Raw genomic sequence first — 12,037 nt, forward strand, 5'->3', positions numbered from 1 at the left:
CGCGCCCTCAGATCAGCAGACCGCCCGCGCCTTCGTGTCGTAGGAGCCAGACTTTCGTCTCGACACCGCCCTTGCCGGAAAATCCGCCCAGACCGCTGGCCCCCAGAACGCGGTGACAAGGGATGATAATCGGAATCGGGTTGCCGCCGCAGCCAGTGCCAATGGCCTGCGCAGGCACGCCCAGCGCCCTGGCCAGATCGCCATATTCGCGCGTCTCGCCATAGGGAATCGCCGCGATGGCATCGCAAACCCTGCGCTGAAAATCAGTGCCGGACACGCGCAGCGGCAAATCAAACCGCTGCAAGTCGCCAGCGAAATATAGCGTCAGCTGCCGCAGCGCACGGCGGAGCAGCGGTGTATCGTCCGGCGTCGGCGCCTCGCCCCAGTCCAGCGCAGTGATCGCGCCATCCTCCTCGCGGGCGCAAACCGGCCCCAGCGGCGTGGGCAGCGATGCCGCTGGCATCAGGCCGAATGTGCGCCGTCTGCCAGCCCCTTGACGAATTCCAGCACTTTCGCCGGGCTTTCGCCATCTGCGATTTTGCCGACAATGGCCGAACCGACAACGGCACCGTCGGCAACACCGGCAATCGCGCGCGATGTTTCGGGCGTGCGGATACCAAACCCGACGATTACGGGCAGATCGGTCTGCGCCTTGATGCGCGCAACCTCGGGCGCCACGTCCCCCGCCTCGGCCGCTGCGGCGCCGGTGATGCCGGTGATCGAAACATAATAGACGAAACCCGAAGTGTTTTGCAGCACCTTCGGCAGGCGCTTGTCATCGGTGGTCGGGGTCGCCAACCGAATGAAGTTCAGGCCAGCGGCCTGCGCCGGGATGCACAATTCGTCATCTTCCTCTGGCGGCAGATCGACGATGATCAGCCCGTCGATGCCCGCCTCGCGCGCATCGGTCAAAAACGCCTCAACCCCGTGACTGTAGATCGGGTTGTAATAGCCCATCAGCACGATCGGCGTCGTGTCGTCACCCTTGCGGAATTCGCGCGCCATTTCCAGCGTGCGCTTCAACGTCATGCCGCCCTTCAGCGCGCGCTGCCCGGCCAGCTGGATCGTGGCGCCGTCGGCCATCGGATCGGTAAAGGGCAGGCCCAGCTCGATAATATCGACGCCCGCCTCCGGCAGGCCGCGCACGATTTCCAGCGATGTGTCGAAATCGGGATCGCCTGCCATGACATAGGCCACGAACGCCTTTTTGCCGGCGGCTTGCAACTGGTCGAATTTGGCGTCGATACGGCTCATGGCGGTCCCCTGTTTGATCGGGATGGGTTTGGCGCAAGCGGGCGCAGAAATCAATGGTCTGCTTGACGCGCCATGCACCGGTGCCATAGATGCCATGACTTTTCACCAAGGAGCGGCGTCATGGGTTTCAAAATGGGTATTGTCGGGCTGCCGAACGTTGGCAAGTCCACCCTGTTCAACGCGCTGACGCGCACCGCCGCCGCGCAGGCCGCGAATTTCCCCTTCTGCACGATCGAGCCCAACGTGGGCGACGTCGCCGTGCCCGATGCCCGGCTGGACAAGCTGGCGCAGATTGCCGGCAGCAAGCAGACGATCCCGACCCGCATGACCTTCGTCGATATCGCCGGTCTGGTCAAAGGCGCCAGCAAGGGCGAGGGGCTGGGCAACCAGTTTCTGGCCAATATCCGCGAGGTGGACGCGATTGCCCATGTCGTGCGCTGTTTTGAAGATGACGATGTGACCCATGTCGACAACCGCATCGACCCGGTTGCCGACGCCGAAACCATCGAGACCGAGCTGATGCTTGCCGATATCGAAAGCATCGAAAAGCGTATGGTCAACATCACCCGCAAGGTGCGCGGCGGCGACAAGGAGGCCGTTCAGCAGGAACGCCTGCTGAAGGCCGCGCTGGCCGCGCTGGAGGAGGGCAAGCCCGCCCGCACGGTGGACGTCGATGACGAGGACCGGCGCGCGTGGAAAATGCTGCAACTTCTGACGACCAAACCGGTGCTTTACGTGTGCAACGTCGGCGAGGCGGACGCCGCCGAGGGTAACGAACTGTCGGCGCGTGTCGGCGAAATGGCCGCCGCGCAGGGCAATTCCCACGTGATCATCAGCGCCCAGATCGAAGAGGAAATCAGCCAACTCGATGCCGATGAGGCCGAGATGTTCCTGACCGAAATGGGCCTGGACGAGGCCGGGCTGAACCGCCTGATCAAGGCCGGTTACGAGCTGCTGCATCTTGAGACATATTTCACCGTCGGCCCCAAGGAGGCCCGCGCCTGGACCATCCGCGCCGGCACCACCGCGCCCAAGGCGGCCGGCGTCATTCACGGCGATTTCGAGCGCGGCTTTATCCGGGCCGAAACCATCGCCTATGATGATTTTGTCAATCTGGGCGGCGAACAGCCCGCCAAGGAGGCGGGCAAGATGCGCGCCGAAGGCAAAGCCTATATCGTCAAGGACGGCGATGTGCTTCACTTTCTGTTCAACACCTGAGGCCCGCCCAAGACCGGAGATCGCATGAGCCCCACCTTCCCCGAAGGTCTGCAAGAGTTTTTGCACGCGTTGAACCGCGACATCCACGCAGGGGCGGATTGGGGTATTCCGGCCTCGTACATACCCGAACTGGCCGCCGTGGACCCGGCGCAATTTGCCATATCGGTCGCCATGGCTGACGGGCGCACCCTGTCGGCCGGCGCCCATACCAAGCGGTTTTCGATTCAAAGCGTCAGCAAGGTCTTCACGCTTGCCTCCGCCCTTGGCCGGATCGGTGATGCGCTCTGGGCGCGGGTGGGGCGGGAGCCGTCGGGCACCGCCTTCAATTCCATTGCCCTGCTGGAGCAGGAAAAGGGCCGCCCGCGCAATCCCTTCATCAACGCCGGCGCCATCGTCACCACCGATGCGCTGCTGGACGGGCGCCAGCCGCGCGAGGCACTGGCCGAGCTGATCCAGTTCATCCGCGCCGCCGCCGAGGATGAGGACATCCATATCGACAAACATGTCGCCGCCTCCGAGGAGGCGACCGGCCACCGCAACGCCGCGCTGGCGCATTATCTTTATTCCTTCGACAACCTGCGCAACGAGCCGGATCTGACGCTGGGCACCTATATGCACCAATGCGCCATCGCCATGACTACCGATCAGCTGGCCCGCTCTGGCCGGATGCTGGCCGGGCTGGACGGTGCGCCGCGGCTGATTTCCGCACGGCGCGCGCGGCGGATCAACGCGCTGATGATGACCTGCGGGCATTACGACGGATCGGGCGATTTCGCCTATCGCGTCGGCCTGCCGGGCAAAAGCGGCGTCGGCGGCGGCATCCTGATGATTGCCCCCGGCAAGGCATCGGTCGCGGTCTGGTCGCCGGGTCTGAACCATTACGGCAACTCCAAGGCCGGAACAGAGGCCGCGCACCGGCTGGCCAATTTCACCGGCTGGTCGGTCTTTGGCGGTTAGCCAGCTTGCACTTGCGGCCAAGGCGCCTAATGTCGGGCGCATCCCTGCAAGAGGCCCGAAATGACCCAGTTCCGTAAATCCGCCGCCCTGTCCCGTATCCAGCCCGCGGCGACCATTGCCATAACGCAAACCGCCCGCGATCTGCGCAGCAAGGGCCACGACATCATATCGCTCTCCATCGGTGAGCCGGATTTTGACACGCCGGATCACGTCAAGACCGCCGCCGCCGAGGCTGTGGCGAATGGCGCAACCAAATACCCCCCCATCCCCGGCATTCCCGAGTTGCGGCAGGCCATCGCCGATAAGTTCGCCCGCGAAAACGGGCTGGATTACGCGCCGTCACAAACCATCGTCTGCACCGGGGGAAAACAGGTGATCGCCAACGCCCTCTTGGCCACGCTGGACGCGGGCGACGAGGTGATCATTCCCGCCCCTTACTGGGTCAGCTATACCCAGATGGTTGCCATGACCGGCGCTGTCCCTGTTGAAGTGCCGACAACACCCGAGGATGGCTTTATCCTGACGCCCGCCGCGCTGGAGGCGGCGATCACGCCCAAGACGCGCTGGCTGATTCTCAACTCTCCTTCCAATCCGACCGGGGCCGTCTATTCCGCTGCCGACCTGCGCGCGCTGGCCGACGTGTTGGAGCGGCATCCCCATGTCTGGATATTATCGGACGACATGTATGAACATTTGATTTACGGCGACACGGAATTTGCCACCATGGCCGCCGCCGCCCCGGCGATGAAGGACCGCACATTGACCATGAATGGCGTGTCCAAAGCCTATGCGATGACCGGCTGGCGCATCGGATATGCCGCCGGGCCGCAGCCGCTGATTGACGCGATGATCCTGGCCCAGGGCCAGCTGACCAGCGGCGCCGCGCAGCCCAGCCAATGGGCGGCCCTGGCCGCGCTGACCGGCCCGCAGGAGGCGCTGGAATCGCAGCGCGCCGCATTCCGTCAGCGCCGCGATCTGGTGGTGGCGCGGCTGAACGCCATCCCCGGCATGGACTGCCCCACCCCGCCCGGCGCCTTTTACGTGTTCCCGTCCTGCGCGGCCTTTCTGGGCCGCACCACGCCAAACGGCAAACGCATCGACACGGACGAGGATTTCTGCATCGCCCTGATGGAGGAAGGCGGCGTTGCATGCGTTCATGGCGCCGCCTTCGGGCAAAGCCCGTTCTTCCGTCTCAGCTATGCCGCGTCCGAGGCGCAACTGACCGAAGCGATGGACCGGATCGAAACCTTCTGCCGTGCGTTGACCTGATGAACCCTGAAATCAACATGACCTGACAGAAGGAAATAAATCATGAATCTCAAAGACAAAGTCTGCATCATCACCGGCGGCGCCAGCGGCATCGGCTATGGCATCGCCGAACGCTATATCGCCGACGGCGCCAAGGTCGTCATCGCCGATCTGCGCATGGACGCGGCGCAGGATGCCGCGGACAAACTGACCGAAAAAGGCCCCGGCACCGCAATGGCCGTGGAAATGGACGTCACGGACGAGCAGATGGTCGAGGATGGCGTGCAAAAGGTGATCGACGCGTGGGACCGCATCGACGTGCTGGTGTCCAACGCCGGCGTTCAGATCGTGCATAAAGTCGTGGATTTCCCGTTTGAGGAGTGGAAAAAGATGCTGTCGATCCATCTGGACGGCGCGTTTCTTACCTCCAAGGCCGTCCTGAAACACATGAACAAGGCCGGCAGCGGCGCGATCATCTTTATGGGGTCGGTCCATTCCAAGGAGGCATCGCCGCTGAAATCGGCCTATGTCACGGCCAAGCACGGCCTTCTGGGGCTGGCGCGCGTCATCTCGAAAGAGGGCGCAAAAAACGGCGTGCGCGCCAACGTGATCTGCCCCGGTTTCGTCAAAACCCCGCTGGTGGAAAAGCAGATTCCCGAGCAGGCCCGCGATCTGGGCATCTCCGAGGAAGAGGTGGTGAACAAGGTCATGCTGGGCAACACCGTCGATCAGGAATTCACCACGATCGAGGATGTCGCCGAGGTCGCGCATGTCTTTGCCGCCTTCCCGACCAACGCGCTGACGGGCCAGTCGCTGGTCGTCAGCCATGGCTGGTACATGAACTGACCGCGAACAGATCGCTCGCAAACCCGAGGGGTGCAGGCCGCGCAGGCCCGCACCCTTTTTGATGGGGCAGGTATCGGAAACTGGATGCGCCGCAGCGCACACGACATTTACAGTTGAATGATCGGGAAAGCTTCGCAATAGTGCGCAGTAATTATGCCGCGCAGTGATATTTTATTACTGCGCGGCGCAGATCCCGCCCGAAGCACTCAACCCCTGCCAAAACGGAGCGTCTTTGCCTGCGAAAAACAGAACCGTGTCTTTTGCACCTGCCAGCCCACCTGCAGGCCGCCCGGCAGACCGGACATACCCGCCACGCAACCGTTTCAGGCATATGAATTCGCACCACGAAAATAAAGGATGACACCTTGAACGTAATTGATGAACGGCTTCAGCCAATTCTGAACACCGTGCTGCACCGCAACGCGGGCGAGCCTGAATTTCATCAGGCCGCGCGCGAGGTGCTGGAAAGCCTTGGCCGTGTGGTGTCAAAACATGCCGAATATTCCGAAGATGCCCTGATCGAACGCATCTGCGAGCCGGAGCGTCAGATCATCTTTCGCGTGCCATGGATCGACGACCAGAATCAGGTGCGCATCAACCGCGGCTTTCGCGTGCAGTTCAACTCGGCGCTGGGTCCCTACAAGGGCGGCATCCGGTTTCACCCGTCCGTCAATGTCGGCATCATCAAGTTTCTGGGGTTCGAGCAGACGTTCAAGAACGCGCTGACCGGCATGCCCATCGGCGGCGGCAAGGGCGGATCCGACTTTGACCCCAAGGGGCGCTCGGACCGCGAAGTCATGCGGTTCTGCCAGTCCTTCATGGTCGAATTGCACCGCCATATCGGCGAATATGTCGATGTGCCGGCGGGCGATATCGGCGTCGGCGCGCGCGAGATCGGCTATATGTTCGGCATGTATAAGCGGCTGAACAACCGCTACGAGGCCGGTGTTCTGACCGGCAAGGGGCTGTCCTACGGCGGATCGCGCGCCCGCAAGGAGGCGACAGGATTCGGCACGGTCTATTTCGTGCGCTCCATGCTGGAGCGGCACGGCACCGATTTTGACGGCAAGCGCTGCGTCGTATCGGGGTCGGGCAACGTGGCGATCTATGCGATGGAGAAGGTCCGCGCCTTTGGCGGCAAGGTCGTCGCATGCTCGGATTCGGGCGGCTATATCGTGGATGAAAACGGGATTGATCTGGACCTTGTCAAACAGATCAAAGAGGTCGCGCGCGGCCGCATTTCCGAATATGTTGCCATGCGCGGCAACGGCTGCCATTTCGTCGAAGGCGGCTCTATCTGGGATGTCCCTTGCGACATCGCGCTGCCCTGCGCCACCCAGAACGAGCTGAACGAGGCGGATGCAAAATCGCTGGTGAAAAACGGTGTGATGGCCGTGGCCGAGGGCGCAAACATGCCCTGCACGCCCACGGCGGTGCAGCTGTTCCGCGAGGCCAAGGTACTGTTTGCGCCCGGCAAGGCGGCAAATGCCGGCGGCGTGGCCACATCGGCGCTGGAGATGCAGCAAAACGCCAGCCGCGACAGCTGGAGTTTTCAGAAAACCGAGGAACGTCTGGCCGAAATCATGGACGGCATTCACCGCGCCTGCGATGAGACCGCCGATGAGTACGGCGTGCCGGGCGATTATGTGACGGGCGCCAATATCGCCGGATTTATCCGCGTGGCCGAAGCGATCCGTGCGCTTGGCGTGATCTGAGCCTGCGCGCCAATCCGCATCCGGCGCGCCAAAACGGCGTGCCGGAACGCCCGCTACCCGGCGCAGGATCGCGGGAATTGCACCTTCGCGGGTAAAAAGGCACAACAGACGTGTTATTCTATGCCGCGCCCTAGATAGTAGGGTGCTGCTGATCTTGCACGGAAGCCGCCCCAATGAAAGCGTTTCGCCAACTCGCATTGTCGCTCGTGGTTCTTGCCGTGGGTGTTTTCGTGTGGATCGCCTATGTCCCGGCGGCGCAGCCATTTCTGGACCGGCTGGGTTTGCTGGACCTGCTGGGGATCGAAGCCGCCGCGCCAGAGGACGACAGCCCCGGCGGATGGGGCGGCGGCGGCGCGGCGCAGGTGATCACCGCGACGGTTGGCCAGCAGACGCTGGCAGACCGCATAACGGCCATTGGCGATGGCCGCGCGCTTCGCTCGGTCGACATACGCTCGAACGCGGTTGGCACGATCACGGAAATGAACATCAGCAATGGCAGTTTCGTCGCCCAAGGCACCGTTCTGGTCCGGCTGGAGGATGAGGCCGAAAAGATCGCGCTGGAAAAGGCGCAGATCCAGCTTGAAAACGCCCGCGCCGATGCCGAACGCGCCCGGCGGCTGGAGGCAACCGGCGCGGTCGCCGAAGTGCGCCTGCGCGAATTCGAGCTGGCATTGCGCAGTGCCGAGCTGGCCGTGCGGCAGGCCGAATTCGATCTGTCCCAGCGTCATATCGCGGCGCCCCTGTCCGGCTGGACCGGGATTATCGACCTTGAGGTAGGCGACCGCGTGAATGCGCAGGATCTGCTGGTCACGCTGACGGACCGCTCCGAAATCCTGATTGATTTTCGCGTGCCGGAACGTGTGACCGGCAAAATCGCCACCGGCCAGCGCATCGACGTGACGCTGCTGGGCGCAGGTGCCGCGCCGCTGACCGGTGAAATCAGCGCGATTGATGCGGTGGTCGACCGTGCCAGCCGCACCCTGCTGGTGCAGGGGCGCGTTCCCAACGAAGGCGACGTTCTGCGCGCCGGAATGGCGTTTTCCGTCAGCCTCAGCTTTCCGGGGGAAAGGCTGCTGTCGGTCGCGCCGCTGGCGGTGCAATGGTCCAGCGGCGGCCCGTTCGTCTGGGCCGTGCGCGACGGCAAGGTGCGCCAGGTGCCGGTGTCGATCGAGCAACGCGAAAGCGATGCGGTGCTGGTGAAATCGCAGGATCTCAGGCCCGGCGATACGATTGTTACCGAAGGCGTCCAGACACTGCGCGACGGCGCAGAGGTGCGGGTGATATCAGGCGCCGGGGCGATTTCGGGCCTTGGCGACACCGATGCCAAGGCCGCGCTGTGAGCGCGCCCGCCGCCCCCGGCACCGCGCTGTTCGTGCGGCGGCCCATTCTGGCGTTTGTGTTGAACGCGCTGATTATCCTGGCCGGTATTGCCGCCCTCTTTGGCGCTGAAATCCGCGAATTGCCGAATGTGGACCGGCCCGTGGTCACGATCACCACACGGTTTTCCGGCGCCTCGCCTGAATCGGTCGATCAGGAACTGACCGGCCGGATCGAGGGCGCCGTTGGCCGGGTGACGGGGGTGCGCAGCATTTCGTCAAACTCCCGCTTTGGCCGCAGCCGGGTCACGGTGGAATTCAACGACAATGTCGATATCGACGTCGCCGCAACCGATGTGCGCGATGCCGTGGCGCGCATTGTCAACGATCTGCCCGAAGACGCCGACCAGCCCGAAATCGTCAAGGCGGATGCGAATGCCCAGCCGGTCATGCGCATCGCGGTGACATCCGCCGCGCGGTCGCCGCAGGAATTGACGGCCATTGTGCAGGACCGGGTCGAGGACCGGCTGATTTCTGTCGACGGCGTTGCCGATTTGCAGATCTACGGCGACCGCGAGCCGATCTTTCGCATTGATATCAACCAGCTGGAGCTGGCAAGCCGGGGGCTGACCCTGGGCGATGTGCAGCGCACGCTGTCGGATGTCGCGCTGGATACGCCGGCCGGTGATCTGGCGGGCGCGCGCCAGTCCATCAACGTGCGCACCACCGCCAGCGTGGTCACGCCCGAGGCGTTCGAGGCGCTGGAGATCAAGCCGAACGTCACAATCGGCGATATCGCCAGGGTCACGCTGGGCCCCGCACCGGGCGAGACGATCCTGCGCGCCAATGGCCGCGAAGGGGTGGGAATGGGCGTGATCCGGCAGGCCACGTCAAACACGCTGGAGATATCGACCAACGTGCGCGCCGTGGTGACGGAACTGAACGAAACCCTGCCCGAGGATGTCAGCGTCTTCGTGACCTCCGATGATGCGACATTCATCTCCGGCTCGATCGAGGAGGTGTTGAAAACGCTGGCTTTTGCCATCGCCATCGTGGTCGCCATCATCTTTTTGTTCCTGCGCGACATTCGCGCGACGCTGATCCCGGCGCTGACACTGCCGGTGGCGCTGATCGGCACGCTGGCGGCGATCTATCTGGTCGGGTTTTCGATCAATATCCTGACGCTGCTGGCCTTGGTGCTGGCCACCGGCATGGTGGTGGATGACGCCATTGTCGTGCTGGAAAACATCGTGCGGCAGCGTGGTCTGGGCATGGGGCCGCGCGCCGCCGCTGTGCATGGCACGTCGCAGGTATTCTTTGCCGTTGTCACCACCACGGCGACGCTGGCGGCGGTGTTCGTGCCGCTGTCCTTTCTGCCGGGTCAGGCGGGCGGGCTGTTCCGCGAATTTGGCTTTACGCTGGCGATGGCCGTGCTGCTGTCGTCCATTGTCGCGCTCAGCCTTTGCCCGGTCCTGGCCAGTCGGCTGCTGACCAAACCGCCGAAAAAGGATGCGCGCGGCCCGATGATCTGGCTGGGCAACAGGCTGATGCGTCTGTATGAGGCGACGCTGCGCGCAGCATTGGCAATGCCGTTTGTCATTGTTCTGATTGCCCTTTTCGTGGCGGCAACGGCGGCGATGATGGCAGGCGGCATCCGGCAGGAACTGACCCCCGCCGAGGACCGCGCCGTGGCCCTGCTCAGCATCACGGCCCCGCAGGGCGTGTCGCTGGAATACACCCAGTCCAAGATGCTGGAGATCGAGGATATCGTCGCCCCCATGCTGGAGCGGGGCGAGATGACCAACATTTTCGCTTTCAGCGGCTTTGCCGCCGACAATCGCGGTTTCATGGTGTTCACCCTGGCAAACTGGGAGGATCGCACCCGCAGCCAGCAGGATATCGTGACCGAAATCAACACCAAGCTGGGCGACGTCATCGGCGTGCGCGCCTTTGCGATCCAGCCCAATTCGCTGGGCATCCGGGGCGCCGGACGCGGGCTGGCCTTTGCCATCACCGGCAGCAGTTACGATCAGCTGTCGCAGGTGGCCGAACAGATGGTCGACCGCCTGCGCGAGATCCCCGGCATGGGCAAGGTGCAACTGGAATACGAACGCACCCAGCCGCAGCTGTTCGTGCAGATCGACCGCCGGCTGGCCGCCGATCTGGGCATCGACATCACCGGGCTGGGCCAGGCGTTGCAGGCCGTTCTGGACGGTCGCAAGGTGGCGTCGGTGTTTGTCGAAGACAAAAGCTTCGAGGTGCAGATGCTGTCCACCTCGGACCCGATTGATGATCCGGGCGATCTGGAAAACGTATTCGTTCAGGCGGGCAACGGCATGATGGTGCCGCTGGCCAGCTTTGTCACGCTGGAGGAACGCGCGGTTGCGCCCGAACTGGACCGCGAGGGGCAAAACCGCTCGGTCGAGCTGACGGCAGGGCTGACGCCCGAATTGTCGCTGGGCGATGCGCTGGCGCGGGTCATCGAAATTGGCGATGATATTCTGGCCGATGAAAACCGCATCGTCCCACTGGCCGAGGCGGCGACGCTGGACCAGACCAATGCGGGCATGTTCGTCACGTTCGGCTTTGCGATCCTGATCGTGTTTCTGGTGCTATCGGCCCAGTTCGAAAGTTTCATTTCCGCCGTGGTGGTGATGGCGACCGTGCCGCTGGGTCTTGCCTGCGCGATATTTGCGCTGCTGCTGACCGGGCAGAGCCTGAATGTCTATAGCCAGATCGGGCTGGTGATGGTGATCGGCATCATGGCCAAGAATGGCATCCTGATCGTCGAATTTGCCAATCAGCTGCGCGATAGCGGATCGAACGTGCGTGACGCGATCTTTGACGCCTCCACCATCCGGCTGCGCCCGGTGATGATGACGCTGACCTCGACCGTTTTGGGCGGTGTGCCCTTGGTGCTGTCCTCGGGCGCGGGCGCCGAGGCGCGCGAGGCGCTGGGATGGGTCATCGTGGGCGGGCTGGGACTGGCCACGCTGTCAACGCTGTATCTGACGCCGGTGGCCTATCTGCTGCTGGCCCGCTTCACCACGCCCAAGGCGAAGGAAGAGGCACGGCTGCAACAGGAATTGCAGGACGCAAGGGCGCAGGCCACTCAGCAGCGCGCCACCCCCGCATGAAAAACGGGCGCATCCCGCAGGATACGCCCGTTTCACTATCTCAAATTCGTCTGCAATCCCGAAAACCGGAATTTATGCCAGAACGATATTCGTCGCGCTTTCGCGACCGTCGCGGCCGGCTTCGATGTCAAAAGTCACTTTTTGATCATCATTCAGCCCGGTCAGGCCAGCCTGCTCAACAGCTGAGATGTGTACAAATACATCCTTGCCGCCGCCGTCGGGCGCGATAAAGCCGAAGCCTTTAGTTGTGTTGAACCATTTGACGGTGCCAGTAGCCATCGCCATTCTCCTTCGTAAAAACTGCCTGCAGGATGCAGCAGATCGGCCAGGTCAGTGCAAGATCGAA

10 protein-coding genes are annotated in these 12,037 nt (G+C 63.2%); 7 read left to right on the plus strand and 3 right to left on the minus strand.

The annotated features are described in order from the left end of the window. Window positions 1–7 precede the first annotated feature (7 nt). Both DQ230_RS06980 and trpA read right to left on the minus strand, forming a co-directional pair. Window positions 8–463, minus strand: a complete 456-nt coding sequence (locus DQ230_RS06980; protein ID WP_113911861.1) for a methylated-DNA--[protein]-cysteine S-methyltransferase — start codon at window positions 461–463, stop codon at window positions 8–10. Continuing rightward, window positions 463–1,254, minus strand: coding sequence for a tryptophan synthase subunit alpha (gene trpA / locus DQ230_RS06985; protein WP_113911862.1), 792 nt, complete (start codon window positions 1,252–1,254; stop codon window positions 463–465). Before trpA ends, DQ230_RS06980 begins: the two co-directional genes overlap by 1 nt. A 120-nt stretch (window positions 1,255–1,374) precedes the next feature. On the opposite strand from trpA, the gene ychF reads away from it, so the two are divergent. From ychF to DQ230_RS07020, 7 genes are all read left to right on the plus strand, one after another. Continuing rightward, window positions 1,375–2,472 carry a redox-regulated ATPase YchF gene (ychF, locus tag DQ230_RS06990; RefSeq protein WP_113911863.1) on the plus strand — a complete coding sequence of 366 codons (1,098 nt, stop codon included), beginning with the start codon at window positions 1,375–1,377 and terminating at the stop codon, window positions 2,470–2,472. Between the two features lie 24 nt (window positions 2,473–2,496). Then, window positions 2,497–3,429: a glutaminase gene (locus tag DQ230_RS06995; RefSeq protein ID WP_113911864.1), complete on the plus strand. Its 933-nt coding sequence runs from the start codon at window positions 2,497–2,499 to the stop codon at window positions 3,427–3,429. Window positions 3,430–3,489: 60 nt separating this feature from the next. Further along, window positions 3,490–4,698 carry a pyridoxal phosphate-dependent aminotransferase gene (locus DQ230_RS07000; RefSeq protein WP_113911865.1) on the plus strand — a complete coding sequence of 403 codons (1,209 nt, stop codon included), beginning with the start codon at window positions 3,490–3,492 and terminating at the stop codon, window positions 4,696–4,698. 42 nt (window positions 4,699–4,740) lie between these two features. Continuing rightward, the gene (locus tag DQ230_RS07005; protein ID WP_113911866.1) at window positions 4,741–5,523 is read left to right on the plus strand and encodes a 3-hydroxybutyrate dehydrogenase; all 783 of its coding nucleotides are present in this window, start codon (window positions 4,741–4,743) and stop codon (window positions 5,521–5,523) included. 365 nt (window positions 5,524–5,888) lie between these two features. Next, window positions 5,889–7,238, plus strand: coding sequence for an NADP-specific glutamate dehydrogenase (gene gdhA / locus DQ230_RS07010; protein WP_113911867.1), 1,350 nt, complete (start codon window positions 5,889–5,891; stop codon window positions 7,236–7,238). A gap of 173 nt (window positions 7,239–7,411) precedes the next feature. Further along, the gene (locus tag DQ230_RS07015; RefSeq protein ID WP_113911868.1) at window positions 7,412–8,578 is read left to right on the plus strand and encodes an efflux RND transporter periplasmic adaptor subunit; all 1,167 of its coding nucleotides are present in this window, start codon (window positions 7,412–7,414) and stop codon (window positions 8,576–8,578) included. After that, on the plus strand, window positions 8,575–11,691 hold the full coding sequence (locus DQ230_RS07020; RefSeq protein WP_113911869.1) for an efflux RND transporter permease subunit: 3,117 nt from the start codon (window positions 8,575–8,577) through the stop codon (window positions 11,689–11,691). The genes DQ230_RS07015 and DQ230_RS07020 overlap by 4 nt, the downstream gene beginning before the upstream one ends. A gap of 72 nt (window positions 11,692–11,763) precedes the next feature. Here DQ230_RS07020 and DQ230_RS07025 read toward each other — a convergent pair whose 3' ends face one another. After that, a complete protein-coding gene (locus DQ230_RS07025) occupies window positions 11,764–11,970 on the minus strand; it encodes a cold-shock protein (protein WP_113911870.1) in 207 nt (68 codons plus the stop codon). Between the last annotated feature and the right edge of the window lie 67 nt (window positions 11,971–12,037).

This window comes from Roseovarius dicentrarchi (assembly GCF_003316635.1).
GTDB lineage: Bacteria > Pseudomonadota > Alphaproteobacteria > Rhodobacterales > Rhodobacteraceae > Roseovarius > Roseovarius dicentrarchi.